This window comes from Rahnella ecdela (genome assembly GCF_019049625.1).
GTDB lineage: Bacteria > Pseudomonadota > Gammaproteobacteria > Enterobacterales > Enterobacteriaceae > Rahnella > Rahnella ecdela.
In genome coordinates this window covers 59,322-76,394 of the sequence record NZ_JAFMOY010000121.1, presented here as the reverse complement: position 1 = coordinate 76,394, position 17,073 = coordinate 59,322, and the positions used below count along the sequence as shown (strand labels likewise).

The window sequence follows — 17,073 nt, the reverse complement described above, 5'->3', positions numbered from 1 at the left end:
CATCATGTCAGCGTCAATGGCATCAGGCCAGCAACGAGTGATAAAGCGCAACCAGCTGTTGTGAAAGGTTTTTCGGGCTATAAGGGAGAATACGCTCTCTGGCTGAATTCCCCATTTCGGCATTATGCAGCCGGGAAGGAATTCTCTTCACATATTCACTGAGTTTTGCCACATCAAGCGCATCACAAACAAACCCTTCATAGCCTTCCCGAATGAATTCCGCTCCGCCACAGGTCTGGCTGGTGATGACCGGAAGGCCACAAGCCATCGCTTCAAGAATGACGTTAGGAAACGGGTCATACAGCGTCGGTAAGATCATCCCGTCAGCTGCGTGATAGTAAGGGAGCACGTTGTTTTGTACGCCAGCGAAACGGATTCTTTCGAGACATCCCGCTTGTTTTGCCAGGGATTCGTACTTTTTCTGATCTTTATCCTGTCCGACAACGATGAGGTAACGGTCACTGGCGGCAATGGCTGCTATTGCAGGTTTAAGACCTTTGCGCTCAAAGCCTGAACCCACATAGATGAGCGCAACAGCTTCTGCCGGGATAGAAAGCATTTCACGCGAGGCATTGCGTTGTTCGTCAGTTGCCGGAATAAACTTATGCGAATCAATAGCATTATAAATAACTTCGAACCGGCTTTCATCGACGCCGTAACAACGCATGATGTCGCGTTTTACCATCTCAGAGTTACAGATGATTTTTTTCAATTCCGGCGAATGGAACATTTCTTCTTCGGCTTGCAGGACGTAGCGATGGTAGGGACTGATTTGCGTAAGAAAACGCTGAAGAGGGGAAATGACGCGTGCCCTTTGTTCAAGCCAGACGCGGTGTGCTCCGTCGCCCGCCCGGAAAATATCGCATCCCGGGATTCGCTCATGGCTTTGTACTATATCGAAATGCTCCTGCTCCCAGCATTGCTGCGCAGCTGCGGCAAAACCTTTTTCTCTGGAAACCCGACCGTATTTTGCCGGGTTACAAAGATGAATCTTCCATTTCGGATTAGGCTTACCTTCCCACTGGCGGGTGATGATGTTCAGGTCGATATTCTGATCGTCCAGCGCTTCCAGTGCGCGGGAGATAAAGCGTTCTGCGCCGCCATCCGGGCGATATTTTTGTCTGACGATCGCTAAACGGATGCTTTTCGCACCGGCAGAATTAGTCATGCAGATAACTCCTGGCAGCATCAATGACATCGCTGACCGGAATGGCATGCAAATAACGCTGCTGGGTTTTTGTGTCAATCGAATCCGGTGCGGGCAGCGGGGCGTAATCACCGGCCCAGAGGGTCGTATTATTATTCCCCCACGGGCGCCAGTGCTGCATTTTTGTCGGACCAAACAAGGCCACACAAGGCGTATTGAGCGCTGCTGCCATATGCATAGGCGCGGAGTCGACACCAATAAAAAGTTTCGCGCCATCTATCATGGCGGCCAGTTGCGTAAGCGACAACTGCCCCGCAACAGAAATAACCTGCGGGTTATGTGTGAGATCCTGGATTTTCCGCACCATATCCAGCTCTTTTTTATCGGGGCCGGCAGTCATGACGATCGTCAGCCCTGTATCTGCCAGTCCATCAATGACATTGGCAAATTTCTCATCATCCCAGCATTTAAACGTCCAGCGGGAAGTGGGCTGGATCACGATGTATCCGCCAGTCACCTTATGTTTGAGAAGCAACTGCTGGCAAAAAGCTTTATCACTTTCTGAATAATGCATCGACGTTTGGGCATTCTCCAGGGAGATCCCCAGCGGAGATAAAATCGACATGTTTTGTTCTACGGTATGCAAAATACCGTGATTTTCAGTGGTCACCAATCCTGTATGACCCGCTCGCCAGACCGGAGAACGGCGTTTTTTATAGTCAAAACCCAGCCGGACTTTTGCTCCTGTGAACAATGAAAGCAGCGCACTGCGCCACTGATCAGCCAGATTGATCACCAGATCATAATGTCGTGCACGAACGGCTTTCAGGAGCTTATATTCTTGCTGTAACTGATAGCGGATCCCTTGTTTTTTCCATGTTCTGTCAATGACATGGATATGGGAAAGCGCCGGATGTTCGCTCAGGATCGGGCGGGTTTCTTTATAGAGAAGCACATCGATTTCAGCATCAGGGTAATGCTGTCGCAGTCTGTTTATCACTGGTGTAGTGAGCACCATATCTCCGTGATGACGGAGTTTCACCAGCAAAATTCGTCTGGGGATAAAGGCTGCGTACTTGGCTTCTGAGTTAGGCATTCTATTATCTGATATTAGAATATAGTGAATAGATTTTAGGTGAAGAATCCTACGCTGTGAAGTTATTTATCTGCCTGATATAGAAAGGTAAATAACTTCGTTTAGGAAATAGTTATAAAGGAATTGTCTGGGTAATAAAATCATCTCTTTCTTAAAGGTCTCAGGCGAGTTTTTTACGCAAGTTATGCAGTCGCTTTAACCATAACAGTAATTGCCACCATTGCTTCGGGCCGCGGGCATTGCGGAGCATTATTCTGCGAGTGCCGGAGGTGTAAATATCTTCAATCATGGCTTTTTGCGCCGCGGGATCAGGTTCACGACGAAGAGAATGGCATACCGTCAGCGCTTCACGTGTGACCTGCCGTGGAAACTCCGCATAAATTTTTACCCGGTCTTTATACTGCTCATTCAGCTCATCAAGCATTTTAGCGATTTTCAGATAATGTCTTTGATATTCAACATTTTTCATTCCGGTGCGTTTCTGATTACTGATTGACTGACCGTGAATGTAATAGCGATAGAGGATGGTTTGGGTATATCTCACGCGGCGGGCATTGAACATGAATTCGGTCGTCCAGGGAATATCCTGATGATGTAAACCAGGTTCAAAATACAGCCCCTGTTTTTTAATCAGCTCAAGACGATAAACACCAAGCCAGACCACATGTAAATACCGGTTGGTCGCCAGCGCCGTTTTCAGCCACAAAGGCCCATCCAGTACACCCGTTGAAGTTAAACGATCCACAGGGATGAGTGGTTTTACTTTTTCTGAGCCGACAAAGTAGCGTTCGCCATTGCACTGCGCGGCATCAAGACTGTCCTGCTCACACATTTCTATCAACGTTTTATACATATCCGGATAGACGACGTCATCGGCATCCGGAAAGGTCACATATTTGCCTCGGGCGATATCCAGACCGGCATTACGCGCGCGCGAAACTCCGCCGTTTTCCTGAGTAATGACACGAATATGCGAGTGTTTTTCAGCGTACTCCTGTGCAACCTGCTCTGACCCGTCCGTAGAACCGTCGTTAACGATGATAATTTCGAGGCTATCCAGCGTTTGCGCGACGAGTGAATCCATAAAATTCCGGAACATCGCCCCTGCGTTGTACATAGGGATGATCGCGCTGAGCTTAATGTTTTCGGATGGCGTTGTAAGGGTCATAACACAATGTTTCCACGGATAAGGACATCAGGCAACCGGACCGGGCGGGGAGCTCGGCCCGGAAAATCATGGTTTCTCAGGCACTGAAGAAGTCTTCATTCTCAGCATCAGCAGATAGGCAAAAACCAGTACAATAAAATACGGCGATTCGCGATTATAAAATTGAGTATCACCCAGACTAAAGTAAATAACTGGAACTGAAAGTAATAAAAACTCGTAACCTTTAGGAACAAGTCTGAAGGGATAGAGCAGTAATGTGGCGAAGAAAAGCACCATAATCAATGCGCCAAAAATCCCTTGTAATGACATCGTATCAATAATGTCATTGTGCAAATGGAATTGCAGATTACGCAGGGCTTCCGGGTTTCCTCCCTCATGTTGATTGATGAAGGTTGTTGCAAGCGCATTCCGGCTGTCAGCTGACTGCCCGAAAGGGTGATGTTTAAAAGCATCGATACCCGCACGCCACATTGAGAAACGTGCGCCCACTGAAGTATTACGATCTCCGGCATCGTAAGATTCGATTTCATTATGGAGATTATCTATACGGTTGACGACTTTGCTGTAATAAGGGTGGCCGGATAAAACAGCTGCGATGATTAACCCTGCAATAGCAAAGCCATAAATCACTTTTGAGGTATGTGAACTCTTCGCGAAATCGTAAAGCACGCTGCATGCGCTGATTAAGGTAAAGAGCATGACCGCTGAACGGGTTTCTGTTGCTACCAGAACACCAAAGGTCATGGTCATGACTACCAGACAAATGAGCCTGTAATGTTTTAATCCATGAAACTTCAGGCTGTACATCACCAGTAGCGAGAAAATAGTGAATGTATAAGCGCCGGTAGTTGGGGCATCAGAATTTATTTTTATTCTGTCGCCAGTTTTTAAATAAATAACTATCCGTGTGACAGAGATGATGATAAACAGAAGCGTCATAATGGAGATGCCTGTGCGGACTGTCAGTGTGGGAATCTTCCATTTATGGATATTATGTTCAATGGCATACAGGATAAAAGACGCTAATATGAGTCTTTTCCCACTAATTTGATAATGATAAGCGATTAGCGGATATTCATGATTTATGGTGAGGATAACCCAAAGCAACTTACTGATCCCCAGTAGCAGAACTACCGTGGTTATCGGATGAAAGCAAATCTTCTTTTCAACCCGTAAGGTGAGGTAGATAAAGTAGATTACAGCGATATAGGTGGCGATATAAAAGAAGTTACGGGTTACCTCCCCGGAGTACATAAAGAAGGAAATGGAAATTGTAATAAATAAGAAAAATAAAGATGCCAGTTTATCGTCAAAGGACGATTGTTTAATCTCTGTTATCAGCTGCCTGATCATAAAGGACTCTTCCTGAAAATCTTACTATTCATGTACTTAGTCATCCAGCATAAACTTGCCGCATACCGGCCTTTGTGCCAGAGCGCCTGCGCATAGCGTTTCATCTCTTTATACGAAACAGGCATATCGTGTGGAACTGCGTGCCACGGAGATTGTGCATAATAACGATCGTAAATATCAGCCAGCTCTCCCATTCCCCAAATATGCCAGGGTTTACACTTCCCGGTATAATGGATCAGGATGGTATCTTCCGGAATCGCTATTTTTTTTCCCACTTTGTTTAAAATTATGTCGCAAACAAAGTTGTATTTTTTAGGAAGCAGAAATACTTCATGCTCAAGAACGATGTTGAGGGCGTCCTGGTCTGGGAATTTAAATTCATTTTTCTGACAGGAAAGCGTCTTAATTATCCGTTCAGTTGTGTTTTTCGCAAGCCACTGAGGAATGTTGATGTATAAAAAACCTGAGTTAAAATAATTGTTGTTGGTCAGGCCTAATTGAGAACATAGCTTATTTCTGGCTCGTTGCGTATCATTCACGGCTGCCAGCGTATAAGAGCTGATATCCATCTCATTCAGCTCTTTGTAACTGCCTAAGCATAAGGTGTCTGCGTCAAGATAGATAAATTTCGATGTGACGTCAGCCAGAATATAAGGAGTAAACAGACGATAATATATTGCCTGTGGATAGCGACCCATCAGCGGAAAATCGGAGAAGGCAGACTCCTTAAAAACGTAACAGGTAATAGCGAGTGGGTTATCCACTGCCAGTTCAAGCAGCAGAGATTTTGACTTCTCGTCCAGTACACTGCCAAAAACATGAATATGAAATGCTAGTTCAGGGTTGTTTTCTAATACAGAAAATATAGTAATCCCCATGCCGCGGGCATATGCATTGTTTATTCCGAATGCAATATGAACCACAGGAAAGGGTGAAACCCCCAAATTGTTCACGAGCTCTTCTTTATACTCGAGATAGTTCAGATATTCATGGTCAGACATGGCTTTGTCCCTGAAATACTTTGTTCATAACGAATGAACGTATTTTATCCAGCTGTGTATCGCTTAATGCAAAGAGTTCTTCTGCACTGTGCCTGAATTTATAAGGTGCTGAGAAAATGAAAGATTCGGGTATGAGCTTTTTGTCTTCTGGTGTCAAAATCAAAGGTGCGCAGGTCGGATGTTGCTCAGTCAGGTCGCACGGGCCCGCAAGACAAACTACCGGGATATTAACGGCATCAGCGATATAAATGTTGCCAGAGTCTGAGGCAATATACATATCCATCTGCGAAATCGCATAGGGAACTTCCTGCAATTCGAGTTTACCTATTAAGCTGATGATATTTTCGCTATTGCCCAGTTTCTCCAGTAGCTGATCAAGATATTTCTGCTCATTTTCCGGACCAAACACATAAAACTGACAAGGCATCCCGGCCAGAATATTGAGGATTTTAATCCATACGGCCGTCGGAATTGTTTTAGCTTTATTACCTGCCGAAATGCTGATGCCAATTTTAATCTTATTGTTTTCAGTTAGCTCCGGCAACGTTCTTTCAGGCTTCCACAAGGGATAGGTGGCATGTTTAGAATAGCTTTCTGCACTGAGACTGGCATCTGCCAGCTTCAGGTAACTTTCCAGTGTGAAATCGGTTTTTTGATGCAAGCGAACCACGTCGGCCGTCTGATAAAAAATCCCGTGATACCACTTGCGGGTGTAGGCGATCAGAAAGGCTTTGTATTTCGCATTACAAAATGCAGCGTAGAACGCATTAGTGCTGTTGGGTTGCAGCAGATAGACATTCTCGTAACGGTTAAGCAATTTGAATGCCAGACGGATTTTGCCCAACAGAGAATTTTTGTATTCTTCAATCAGGAAGCACGACTCAATCGTTGAATCGCGCCCCGCCAGCGGGAGCACTGTTTTACTGATTAGCACATCTGATTTTTTCAGATGTTTGAGTAGCGGCGTGATATTAACAAAATCGCCAATTTTGGCAGTCTGGATGACCAGATTGCGTCCTTTGCGCTGATGAAAAGGTTTCATCAGCATTTTGAATGGCCACAGCAAAATGAAAATAATCACATAGCTCATGGTCAGTCCATTTCCTTATCGGCAGAAATTACATCGTTAAGTTGCTCAAAAACGCGTTCCGCCGGCAAATTCTCCAGCGAGTTATTTTCTGCTTTCAGGACAAACTGATTCTTCCCGTACCCGCCAATCAAACCCGGATCTGTCGGGCCATAAAGGGTGATATTCGGCCGATCCAGCGCGGCGGTCAGATGGCTGAGTCCGGTATCCACCGAGATAACGGCTTTTGCACCGGCTAACACCTCGGCTACTTTCTCGAGGCTCAATTTAGGCAAGACTTCCACGTACGGGAACCCTTCAGCGAGGCGCAATGCGCGCTGATATTCATGCTCAGCGCCCCACGGCAGTTTGACGCGTAGATTAGTTGTACTCAGCATCCCGATCAGCTCCCGCCACTTTTCTTCCGGCCAGTGTTTGTCTGCACGGGTGGTCGCATGGAGGAAGACCAGATACTGACCGGCATCGTCAGGCAGATGTGAAAGGAAACGCGCCGCAATGGCGTAGTCGCCCTGGTTCGCAGGTTTTTCATAACCGAGACTTTTAGCGAACAATTCTCTGGTTCGTTCCACGGCGTGCTGCTTTTTATCAATTTCGTGCCGCTGATTAAAGAACCAGCTGGCGAAAGGTTCACGGGCGCTTTTGCAGTCTTGCCCGTGTTTTTCACCTTTGGCGACGCGGGTGATCAGCGCTGCACTTTTGATTAGGCCCTGAGCGTCAATGATGGCGTCATAGCTGGTGGACTGAACTTCACGTTTGAAATCACAACGTTGTTGCCGGGTTTCAGAGCCAAACCAGTTTTTACGCCAGCGGCGGATGGCCACCGGAATAACGCGGTCTACAGCCGGATGCCAGCCGGGGATCTGAGTGAAACCTTCTTCCACAACCCAGTCAAAGCGGATCCCGGGAATAGCCTGCATGGCATCCGTTAACGCCGGAAGCGTGTGCAGAACATCGCCCATGGACGAGGTTTTGACGATGAGAACCCGCATTAAAGCTCCTTCCTTGCGCTCAGTAACTGGCTTAATTCCTGATAAACCTGCTCTGGTTGAATATCAATCAGACTCTGGTGATAGCCTTCTTCGGCATCGCCTTTTCGGACTTTATGGTAGCCGGTGATAAGGCGGATCACTTTTGCCTGATGACTGAGCGGCGGGGTGAAGTCCGGGCTGCTCGGCCCGTATAGTGCTACCAGCGGTTTTCCCAGCGCAGCGGCCACATGCATCAGACCTGAGTCATTGCTGACCACAGCCTGACAAGAAGCTATCATCACAACCGCCTGATCCAATGAGGTTTTACCGGCAAGATTCAAACAGAAGGGCTGAGCATTTTCGGTCAGCGCCAGGCGGATTTGTTCCCCTGCCGCATTGTCTTTCTCTGAGCCAAACAGCGCGACCTGATAGCCTTCACTGATCAGTTTTTCGGCCAGCACGGCGTAGTGATAATGCGGCCAGCGTTTGGCCGGACCGAATTCAGCGCCCGGACAAAACCCGATCAACGGACGTGTATTATCGACATTAAATGCGTTTTTGACGGCGGTGATTTCGGCTTCGGTGACCTGAAGTTTTGGCCACAGAATGGGCTGCGGAAGATCAGCAGCCGTTTTGATTCGCCCGGCTTCGTAGCCCAGTGCAGCGTAGCGCTGAACCATCAGCGGAAATGCCACCTTATCGAGCACCCGCAAATCATTGAGCAGGCCATAGCGCATTTCGCCACGCCAGCCAGTACGCCGAGGAATGTGCGCAAAGAACGGAACCAGCGCTGATTTAAAGGAATTAGGCAAGACATAGGCGCGGTCATAATGCGTATCACGTAATGAAACGCCCAGACGGCGACGCTCGCCAAGCTCCAGAGCACCGTGACCCAATGGCATCGCCAGTGCCTGATTGACTTGTGGCATCCGGTCGAGCAAAGGACGACACCATGCAGGTGCCATCACGTCTATTTGTGCTTGCGGGTGCGCAGCTTTCAGGGTGCGGTAGAGACTTTGAGACATCATCATGTCACCGACCCATGACGGCCCAATCACCAGTATTTTCATACCGTTAACCATTCCTCAATGTGCAGGGCTTAAACTGTGCGGTTAAGCCAGCTCATGTATTCCGTCACGCCTTCAGCAACCGTTTTGAAAGGTTTGTCATAACCGGCATTACGCAGCGCGGTCATATCGGCCTGAGTGAAGGACTGATAACGGCCTTTCAGCTTTTCCGGGAAAGGAATGTATTCGATATCGCCAGATTTGTGGTACGCCACCACCGCATCTGCCACGGCCTGGAAGGATTCTGAACGGCCGGTACCGCAGTTGAAAATACCGGAAACACCGTTCTGCCAGAACCACAGGTTTACCGCAGCCACGTCGCCCACGTAGATGAAATCGCGTTTGAAACCTTCGCTGCCGGAGAACAATTTCGGGTTCTCGCCGGCGTTGATCTGGTTATTCAGATGGAACGCGACGCTGGCCATGCTGCCTTTATGGCCTTCACGTGGTCCGTAGACGTTGAAGTAACGGAAACCACAAATCTGAGATTCTGCATGTGGCAAAATTTCGCGAACATACTGGTCAAACAGGAACTTTGAATAGCCATAGACGTTCAGCGGCTGCTCGTATTTACGGTCTTCTACAAAGCTGGTGCTCTGGCTGCCGTAAGTAGCTGCAGAAGAGGCGTAAAGGAAAGGAATGCTGCGATCCAGGCAATAATGCAGAATATCTTTAGAGTACTGATAGTTGTTATCCATCATGTACTTGCCGTCCCACTCAGTGGTGGACGAACAGGCGCCTTCATGGAAAATGGCGTCAATATCACCTAAATCGTCGCCTGCAACGATACTGGCGATGAAATCTTCTTTGTCGCAATAATCCGCAATATCCAGATCAACCAGATTGACGAATTTGGTGCCGTCTTTCAGGTTATCAACCACCAGAATATCGCGGTATCCCATATCATTGAGCGATTTAATAATATTGCTGCCGATAAAACCAGCGCCGCCAGTGACGATTATCATGGGATCCACCTTTAATCATTTGAAGAACCGCGCACCATGCGCAGCCTGTAATTGGGTAATATCATAACACTTCATTATGAAGCTCACATTGGGAAGGTGTCCGATAACACGCATTCTTGTGTTTCAGACCGTAAGGCGTGAACTATGCTACAAAACTAAGATATTGTGAGCGGTTCCATCGTTATTTCATATCCAGATTAGTAAGGTATTCCGTGAATGAGTCATTTCAGGAGAATACTGTATGTCTGTTTCGTTTTATCGGCAGTTGGAAGACCAGCTCGATCAGGCGCGGGTTGAAGGACTGTTTAAAGAAGAACGTATTTTAACCACGCCTCAGCAAGCTGAAGTTTCTGTCGCCGGTGGCAAGCCGGTTATCAATTTCTGCGCCAATAATTATCTCGGGTTAGCTAACCATCCGGAGCTTCTCCGGGCCGCGAAAGAAGGGCTCGACAGCCACGGTTTCGGTATGGCATCGGTGCGTTTTATCTGCGGTACACAAGATACTCATAAAGAACTCGAACATCGTCTGGCAGATTTTCTCGGTATGGACGACGCGATCCTTTATTCCTCCTGTTTTGATGCTAACGGTGGCTTATTCGAAACGCTGCTGGGTGAAGAAGACGCTATCATTTCAGATGCGCTTAACCACGCATCAATCATCGATGGCGTCCGGTTGTGCAAAGCCAAACGCTATCGCTATGCCAACAATAATATGGACGAACTCGAAGCCCGCTTACAGCAGGCAAAAGACGAGGGTGCCCGGCATATTATGGTCGCGACCGACGGTGTATTTTCCATGGATGGCGTGATTGCCAACCTGAAAGGTGTGTGCGATCTGGCGGAACGTTTTGACGCGCTGGTGATGGTCGACGATTCCCATGCTGTCGGTTTTGTCGGTGCCGAAGGACGCGGTACTCACGAGTATTGTGACGTGATGGGGCGGGTAGATATCATCACCGGTACGCTGGGTAAAGCGCTGGGCGGCGCTTCCGGTGGTTATACGGCGGCGCGTCAGGAAGTGATTGACTGGTTGCGCCAGCGTTCACGTCCTTATCTTTTCTCCAATTCTTTAGCGCCTTCGATTGTTTCTGCCTCGCTAAAAGTGTTGTCCATGCTTGAAGCAGGCAGCGAACTGCGTGAGCGCGTGCTCCGCAATTCCAAAATGTTCCGTGAAAAAATGACTGCTGCTGGTTTCACGCTGGCGGGAGCCGATCACGCCATCATTCCTGTCATGTTGGGCGAAGCCCGTTTAGCGCAAGAATTTGCCGCACTTTTGCAGCAGGAAGGCATATATGTCACCGGTTTCTTTTATCCGGTGGTGCCGCAAGGGCTGGCGCGAATCCGCACCCAGATGTCTGCGGCACATAGCACCGAACAAATCGAAAAGGCGGTTGAAGCCTTTACCCGTATCGGCAAAAAACTTGGCGTGATCGCCTGAGGAGTTTCCATGAAAGCCTTAGCAAAACTCAGACGTGAAGAAGGCATCTGGATGACGGATGCGCCGGTGCCCGAAATGGGCCATAACGATTTGCTGATCAAAATCCGTAAAACAGCCATCTGCGGAACTGATGTGCATATTTACAACTGGGATGCGTGGTCGCAAAAAACCATTCCCGTGCCGATGGTGGTCGGGCATGAATACGTCGGCGAAGTTGTCGGAATTGGTCAGGAAGTCAAAGGTTTTAGCATTGGCGACCGTGTTTCCGGTGAAGGCCATATCACCTGCGGACATTGCCGAAACTGCCGTGGCGGACGCACGCATTTATGTCGCAATGCTCAGGGCGTCGGAGTAAACCGTCCTGGTGCCTTTGCGGAATATCTGGTTTTGCCAGCGTTCAATGCGTTCAAAATCCCCGACAATATTTCTGATGATCTGGCGGCAATTTTCGACCCGCTGGGCAATGCGGTTCATACCGCACTGTCTTTTGATCTCGTCGGGGAAGACGTGCTGATAAGCGGTGCTGGTCCGATTGGGATAATGGCCGCAGCGATTTGCAAACACGTTGGCGCGCGTCATGTGGTGATCACCGACATGAACGAATACCGCCTCGAACTGGCACGCAAAATGGGCGTGACGCGGGCGGTCAATGTCAGCCAGCAAAGCCTGCCGGACGTTATGGAAGAACTGGGGATGACGGAAGGGTTTGATGTCGGACTGGAAATGTCCGGCGCACCGGCGGCGTTTCGCAGCATGCTCAGTGCCATGAATCACGGCGGGCGGATTGCTATGCTCGGTATCCCTTCCACGGAAATGGCCATCGACTGGAATCAGGTGATTTTCAAGGGGCTGTTTATTAAAGGGATCTACGGGCGGGAAATGTTTGAGACCTGGTACAAAATGGCTGCTCTTATCCAGTCCGGCTTAGATCTCACCCCTTTGATCACTCATCATTTCCCGATTGATGAATTTCAGAAAGGGTTTGATGCGATGCGTTCCGGACATTCCGGAAAAGTCATCCTTAACTGGTGAGCTGACTTTTCGCAGATATGACAAAAGCCCGCTGAAATGGCGGGCTTTTGTCTGACCTGAAGAGCATTTTTATGCGCCCGTCTCTGCCTGTTGTTTCTCGACATCTGTCAGATATCGCACTTTACGGGTGTAATCCTGGCCTTTAAACAGCAGCTCATTATCCGGCGAGGCCAGATATTTTTGCCATTCAGTCAGCGGGAAACCGCCATGCGCACCAATGACTTCTTTCGGAATAACCGACGGCGTGCCGCCAATTTTCTTCGAAACCGGCCAGTTCATCCAGTCGCCGAGATTGACGCTTTTGATATCCAGAGTATCGAGCATTGCCGCCAGTGGCAGCTGATCCGTTGGAGGCTGATTGTCTGGCAGGATATTCCAGGTATCTCTGAAAAACATCATCCACAGCGGACACAAACGTTCCCAGGTTTTACGCGTCGCCGCTAAAAATGCGCCGTTGACGTGGTCAACGATATAAGGCCGCACGCTGTTTTTGTAATACGCCGGAATAATTTCCGGGTCGCACCCCTGGAGTTTGGCAATCATTTTGCCTTGACGGAAACTCGAATAAATATGGTTTTCGTGCAGCTGAATCTCAGGCATTTTCAGCAGATTCAGGTCTGAATCGATCATCAAAATACCGTCAGTTTTCGCCTGCAAAGGGGCCAGCAGTTTAATCAGACGGCTGAGATAAATTTGTTTATAGCGATAATCACCCGTTTTGGTTTCAGGATTAAGCGTAACGATCCGGACTTTTTCAGGCAAAGGCCGGAACAGGCTGGCATCCTGATCGGTCACAATGACGATTTCCTGCAACTGAGTGGCGAATTTATCGGCAAATTCCGCGCATAAGCAAGCTTCTTCAATATAGTCAGCACCTGCGGAAGGAATGACGACAGAGGTGATATTGTTCTTCGGCGCTCCCGCTAAGACCGTATTGGCATATGGCAGATTGTGGCGTGAAAGAATGTGACGATATTTAGGATTTAGAAATTTAAACATGTTCAGCCTTGTTTCTTTTTAACGCTGCTTAAAACGGTTTCCACGCCAGAGACATATTTTTCAATCGCAAATTTTTCGCGGACATTGAGGTTTGCCTGCGCCGCGATTTCACTTCGCAAATGGGTGTTGAGATACAGCGTTTTCATATGATTAAAGAGCATCTCAATATCGCCATACTCAAAAAGCATCCCGGTTTCTGCATTTTTAATCAGCTCAGCAGTTCCCGTGACATTCGACCCGATCACCGGTGTTTTCAGTAACATGGACTCAAGTACCACGCGCGGTAAGCCTTCACTTTTTGAGCCTAAGATAAAGGTGTCAAAGGCCGCCAGATATTCTAGCGCATTGCTCTGGAAGCCTGTAAATACCACTTTATCCATCATATTCAGAGCCGAAACTTGCTGAATGAGACGGCGTAAATTCGGGCCTTCACCGACAAACACCATTTTCCATTTCGCTTCCGGGAACGCGCGGTTAAATTTGTCGAGTGCCAGTAAAGTGAAGTGGTGGGCTTTACGGTTAATCAGAGAGCCGATACTGCCTAAGATGAACGTGTCTTGCGTTGCGCCGAGTTCTTCGCGGATCCTGGTGCCATCGGGCAAGGGCTGATGAATATCAATACCGTTGAAGACGGTAAAACACAGCTCTTTGCGCACGCCACGTTTAAGCAATTGTTCCTGAACGCCCTGAGAAACAGAGATAATGCTGTGGCAGAAGCGGTTAACGATGCGCACAACCTCCCTGTTAAGAACCGGTTCAATGCGGCAATGTTGCACGATTTCTGTCGGTAAGCCTGCGGTCGAATAGTAGCCTTCCACGTTAGAGCTGGGCTGATTATTCATATATAAAATATCAAACTGACCGAGCTCAAGCAGGGAATGAATTTTTCGGATATTGGGGTTAATGCGCCAGATTTTATCGACGGAATAAATGGCTTTCTGGCGCAAATTACCGCTAAAGAAAAACAGCGTTCGCAGGATTTCTTTGCTGATTTTCGCCCACGTGGGTTGTCTGACCTGGGGAATGAAAAACACCGGCACATTGAGCGAGTTCAATATCTGGCTGATTGTTTCGCCGTTATCGCGGGCATAATCATTGTAAAAGCAGCAACTGATTTCAAACTTTTCACGATCGATTCTTTTCAGCAGCTCCAACATGCTGTTGGTGCCACCTCCCCATTCTTTGCCGCTGTCCAGCAGCAGAATTTTAGATCGATCTAGTCCCATCGGTTAGCGCCCTTGCTCAGCCCGGTTAAAAAAATATGCTACCCATTATAAGAGGCAAATCCTATAAGCTCTAGTTATTTGATTCTGAAGCTAAAACCATTCATATCAATATGTTGTATGAGTGTTTTAAATCCATTTTCCAAAATGAGAACCTGACACCCGTCAATGTCTGTGGATCCTATTTTCCAGAAAGTGTGGTCCACGTTAAATACTGGCGTTCAACAAACTGTACTGCCGGTAATGCAGACAGACTTTCACCCAGCACTTTAAACATGCTATCGGCATAAATTTGAGGGACAGGCTGTTTCACGCGGCAGATGCTGATGCCTTTACGCGATGGTTTCGACGGCACGGTACGGGTCACTTTACCTGCCGGGGCGCTTCGCTGCGGTTCGTTGAGCAGATCGCTTGGGCGTACCAGTACGATATCGGAAGGTAAATTCGACAGCATCTGCTGCAGCACTTTTACCGTGGTCGGGTGGGGATGACCGATGGCAATGGCATATCCATTCTTGCGTGCAAGCTGAATAGCCCGTTCAAACTGATGGCGGATTTCAGCTTCATTCTGCACATCATCTAAAAAGACGTTGCGCTTAATCACTTTCACCCGTGTTCCCTGAGCGGCCTGAACCGACTTGGTGTTACCGATCGTCATGCTGTCGAGAAAGAATAAGTTGTGGGCATTCATGGCTTGCATGACGTTTTCCATCCCGGTCAGACTGGAGGTCATGGCGCTGCCCATATGATTGTTGATACCAATCGCGTACGGGATATTGCTGATAGCCTGATCGACAATATGTTTCACTTCTGCGGTACTCATAGAAGGTGTCAGCGTATCTTTTTCCAGTGGCTGCTTACTGAGCGGGGCCATCGGCAGGTGGATCAGAATTTCCCGGCCCTGCTGATGTGCCTTGTTCATCATCATTTGCGAATCTGGCGCATTAGGAAAAATCGCGACGGATACCGCTTTAGGCATCTGAAGTACCTGGTTTTCCTCATGCTGGCGATAACCAAAGTCATCAATCAGGATGGATAATTTCGCTGCCTGAACCTGACAAACGAAAAACGCAGTACCACAAAGGGCAGCTAAAACGGACTTTTTATATCGCAATGCTATCTTCCCAACCACGGTTGTGGATTTACTGCCTGGCCCTGACGACGAATTTCAAAATACAGCGATGGCTGGCCCTGTCCGCCGCTGTTCCCCACTTTCGCGATAGCCTGACCGGTTCTCACCTGATCGCCGACGCTGACCAGCGCATCCTGGTTGTAACCATACAGACTCATGTCGCCTTTGCCGTGGTCGATCACCACAACCAGCCCGTAGCCCTGCAACCAGTCCGCCAGAATGACGCGTCCGTCTGCAATCGCCCGGACATCACTGCCTTCGCGTGCTGAAATGACCATGCCTTTCCAGCGTAGTTCACCCTGTAGTTGTTCGCCGAAGCGATGTATCAACGAACCGTTAACCGGCCACATATTTTGCCCGGATGGACGTCCCAGACCGCCGGTTCGGGCCATCAGTGACTGTTCGCTTTGGGTCGGTTTATAGGTAGAACCTTTTTTCTTCGCTTGTTGTTCTTTCGCCCTGACGGCAGCGGCTTCACGCGCTTCTTTTTCCGCGCGCGCTTTGGCGGCACGTTCAGCGGCAGCAATTTTGTTTTGCAGGCTGGATTCGTTGGCTCGCAGTTCCGTCAGACTCTGCTCATTTTTTTGCAATGAGGATTCCAGCGCCGTAAGGGTTTGCTTACGGGCGGCACGCGCTTGTTCGAGTTTTTGTTGCTGCGTTTGCTGTTCAGTCAGCAGACTTTTTTGCTGTGTTTGCTTTGATTGCAAAGAAACACGCTGTTCAGCCAGCGTGGTGCGGGTCTGTTTCAGTTCTTCGATGGTTTTCTGACGCTCGGTATTCAGATAGCCGAAATATGCCAGAAGCCTCTCATTACGGTCGCTTTCTTCACCGCTGAGCAGTAGCTGCAAACCTTTATGCTGGCCGATACGAAATGCCGCATCGAGCTGTTTCGCCAGGATCTCTTCCTGAGTCTTTTGCTGTTTCTGCAATTTATCTATTGAGGCATTCAGGCTGGCAATGTCTTTGCTGAGCGTGGAGAGCGTTGACTGAGTTCCGCGAAGCTGGCTGCTGGCAGAGGAAATGGTTTTTTCCTGCGCCTGCAATTGCTGCAACAGAGTGCCGCGCTGTTGTTTCTGCTGTTTTACACTTTTTTCTTTTTCCGCGATGTTTTGCTGAATGGTTTTGAGCTGATCTTTATTGTCGTCAGCATGCACACTCACGGAAAGAGAGAGTAAAGAAGCACAAAGCAATAAGGCTGAAGATGGGAAGGCGGATACGACCTTGTCCTGAGCGGAAAGGCGGGTTCTCATCAGGCTGAAATGAATGAATTTGCTCAAACTTTTTTCCGCTTGTCGACCGTGGATGATAGACAATATGGCTGTCCCTTATCGTATCGTAACACTAATCAACCGGCTGATGCACAAACAAAAAAGGCGTACCAACGGGTGTCAGTACGC

At 48.4% G+C, this 17,073-nt stretch carries 15 protein-coding genes; 2 read left to right on the top strand and 13 right to left on the bottom strand.

The window, feature by feature from the left end; translation table 11 throughout:
• Positions 1-22: 22 nt before the first annotated feature.
• The 9 genes from J1784_RS09250 to rfaD all read right to left on the bottom strand — a co-directional run bounded on the left by J1784_RS09250 (position 23) and on the right by rfaD (position 9,852).
• Entirely contained in the window at positions 23-1,168 is a 1,146-nt protein-coding gene (locus J1784_RS09250; protein ID WP_217148956.1) for a glycosyltransferase family 4 protein, read from the bottom strand.
• Positions 1,161-2,243 carry a putative lipopolysaccharide heptosyltransferase III gene (gene rfaQ, locus J1784_RS09245; protein ID WP_217148955.1) on the bottom strand — a complete coding sequence of 361 codons (1,083 nt, stop codon included), beginning with the start codon at positions 2,241-2,243 and terminating at the stop codon, positions 1,161-1,163. Before rfaQ ends, J1784_RS09250 begins: the two co-directional genes overlap by 8 nt.
• Positions 2,244-2,403: 160 nt before the next feature.
• The gene (locus J1784_RS09240; RefSeq protein WP_217148954.1) at positions 2,404-3,411 is read right to left on the bottom strand and encodes a glycosyltransferase; all 1,008 of its coding nucleotides are present in this window, start codon (positions 3,409-3,411) and stop codon (positions 2,404-2,406) included.
• A 66-nt stretch (positions 3,412-3,477) separates the two neighbouring features.
• Positions 3,478-4,764 carry an O-antigen ligase family protein gene (locus tag J1784_RS09235; protein WP_217148953.1) on the bottom strand — a complete coding sequence of 429 codons (1,287 nt, stop codon included), beginning with the start codon at positions 4,762-4,764 and terminating at the stop codon, positions 3,478-3,480.
• Positions 4,761-5,765 carry a glycosyltransferase family 8 protein gene (locus tag J1784_RS09230; RefSeq protein WP_217148952.1) on the bottom strand — a complete coding sequence of 335 codons (1,005 nt, stop codon included), beginning with the start codon at positions 5,763-5,765 and terminating at the stop codon, positions 4,761-4,763. Before J1784_RS09230 ends, J1784_RS09235 begins: the two co-directional genes overlap by 4 nt.
• On the bottom strand, positions 5,758-6,855 hold the full coding sequence (locus J1784_RS09225; protein ID WP_217148951.1) for a glycosyltransferase family 9 protein: 1,098 nt from the start codon (positions 6,853-6,855) through the stop codon (positions 5,758-5,760). The genes J1784_RS09230 and J1784_RS09225 overlap by 8 nt, the downstream gene beginning before the upstream one ends.
• A gap of 2 nt (positions 6,856-6,857) precedes the next feature.
• Complete coding sequence (rfaC, locus tag J1784_RS09220) at positions 6,858-7,841, bottom strand: lipopolysaccharide heptosyltransferase RfaC (RefSeq protein WP_217148950.1); 984 nt, start codon at positions 7,839-7,841, stop codon at positions 6,858-6,860.
• Complete coding sequence (gene rfaF / locus J1784_RS09215; RefSeq protein WP_217148949.1) at positions 7,841-8,890, bottom strand: ADP-heptose--LPS heptosyltransferase RfaF; 1,050 nt, start codon at positions 8,888-8,890, stop codon at positions 7,841-7,843. Before rfaF ends, rfaC begins: the two co-directional genes overlap by 1 nt.
• A 29-nt stretch (positions 8,891-8,919) precedes the next feature.
• Positions 8,920-9,852: an ADP-glyceromanno-heptose 6-epimerase gene (gene rfaD, locus J1784_RS09210; RefSeq protein WP_112289323.1), complete on the bottom strand. Its 933-nt coding sequence runs from the start codon at positions 9,850-9,852 to the stop codon at positions 8,920-8,922.
• A 241-nt stretch (positions 9,853-10,093) separates the two neighbouring features.
• Between rfaD and kbl the strand changes: the two genes are divergently transcribed.
• Together kbl and tdh are read left to right on the top strand one after the other, a co-directional pair.
• Complete coding sequence (kbl, locus tag J1784_RS09205; RefSeq protein ID WP_217148948.1) at positions 10,094-11,290, top strand: glycine C-acetyltransferase; 1,197 nt, start codon at positions 10,094-10,096, stop codon at positions 11,288-11,290.
• Positions 11,291-11,299: 9 nt separating this feature from the next.
• Positions 11,300-12,322, top strand: coding sequence for an L-threonine 3-dehydrogenase (gene tdh, locus J1784_RS09200; protein ID WP_217148947.1), 1,023 nt, complete (start codon positions 11,300-11,302; stop codon positions 12,320-12,322).
• A gap of 69 nt (positions 12,323-12,391) precedes the next feature.
• On the opposite strand, the gene J1784_RS09195 is transcribed toward tdh, so the two are convergent.
• From J1784_RS09195 to envC, 4 genes are all read right to left on the bottom strand, one after another.
• Positions 12,392-13,321, bottom strand: a complete 930-nt coding sequence (locus J1784_RS09195; protein ID WP_217148946.1) for a hypothetical protein — start codon at positions 13,319-13,321, stop codon at positions 12,392-12,394.
• 2 nt (positions 13,322-13,323) lie between these two features.
• Positions 13,324-14,547 (bottom strand): glycosyltransferase, encoded by a 1,224-nt coding sequence (locus J1784_RS09190; RefSeq protein ID WP_217148945.1) that lies wholly within the window; start codon positions 14,545-14,547, stop codon positions 13,324-13,326.
• Between the two features lie 178 nt (positions 14,548-14,725).
• Positions 14,726-15,658 carry a divergent polysaccharide deacetylase family protein gene (locus J1784_RS09185; RefSeq protein ID WP_217148944.1) on the bottom strand — a complete coding sequence of 311 codons (933 nt, stop codon included), beginning with the start codon at positions 15,656-15,658 and terminating at the stop codon, positions 14,726-14,728.
• A gap of 2 nt (positions 15,659-15,660) precedes the next feature.
• Positions 15,661-16,926: a murein hydrolase activator EnvC gene (envC, locus tag J1784_RS09180; RefSeq protein ID WP_217148993.1), complete on the bottom strand. Its 1,266-nt coding sequence runs from the start codon at positions 16,924-16,926 to the stop codon at positions 15,661-15,663.
• Between the last annotated feature and the right edge of the window lie 147 nt (positions 16,927-17,073).

Excerpts from the sequence above, each read along its gene's own strand:
- kbl (WP_217148948.1), top strand. The coding sequence starts at position 10,094 with ATGTCTGTTTCGTTTTATCGGCAGTTGGAAGACCAGCTCGATCAGGCG.
- J1784_RS09195 (WP_217148946.1), bottom strand. The coding sequence starts at position 13,321 with ATGTTTAAATTTCTAAATCCTAAATATCGTCACATTCTTTCACGCCAC.
- J1784_RS09235 (WP_217148953.1), bottom strand. The coding sequence starts at position 4,764 with ATGATCAGGCAGCTGATAACAGAGATTAAACAATCGTCCTTTGACGAT.
- J1784_RS09225 (WP_217148951.1), bottom strand. The coding sequence starts at position 6,855 with ATGAGCTATGTGATTATTTTCATTTTGCTGTGGCCATTCAAAATGCTG.
- J1784_RS09240 (WP_217148954.1), bottom strand. The coding sequence starts at position 3,411 with ATGACCCTTACAACGCCATCCGAAAACATTAAGCTCAGCGCGATCATC.
- J1784_RS09250 (WP_217148956.1), bottom strand. The coding sequence starts at position 1,168 with ATGACTAATTCTGCCGGTGCGAAAAGCATCCGTTTAGCGATCGTCAGA.
- rfaD (WP_112289323.1), bottom strand. The coding sequence starts at position 9,852 with ATGATAATCGTCACTGGCGGCGCTGGTTTTATCGGCAGCAATATTATT.
- envC (WP_217148993.1), bottom strand. The coding sequence starts at position 16,926 with ATGAGAACCCGCCTTTCCGCTCAGGACAAGGTCGTATCCGCCTTCCCA.
- tdh (WP_217148947.1), top strand. The coding sequence starts at position 11,300 with ATGAAAGCCTTAGCAAAACTCAGACGTGAAGAAGGCATCTGGATGACG.
- rfaC (WP_217148950.1), bottom strand. The coding sequence starts at position 7,841 with ATGCGGGTTCTCATCGTCAAAACCTCGTCCATGGGCGATGTTCTGCAC.
- rfaQ (WP_217148955.1), bottom strand. The coding sequence starts at position 2,243 with ATGCCTAACTCAGAAGCCAAGTACGCAGCCTTTATCCCCAGACGAATT.
- rfaF (WP_217148949.1), bottom strand. The coding sequence starts at position 8,890 with ATGAAAATACTGGTGATTGGGCCGTCATGGGTCGGTGACATGATGATG.
- J1784_RS09190 (WP_217148945.1), bottom strand. The coding sequence starts at position 14,547 with ATGGGACTAGATCGATCTAAAATTCTGCTGCTGGACAGCGGCAAAGAA.
- J1784_RS09230 (WP_217148952.1), bottom strand. The coding sequence starts at position 5,765 with ATGTCTGACCATGAATATCTGAACTATCTCGAGTATAAAGAAGAGCTC.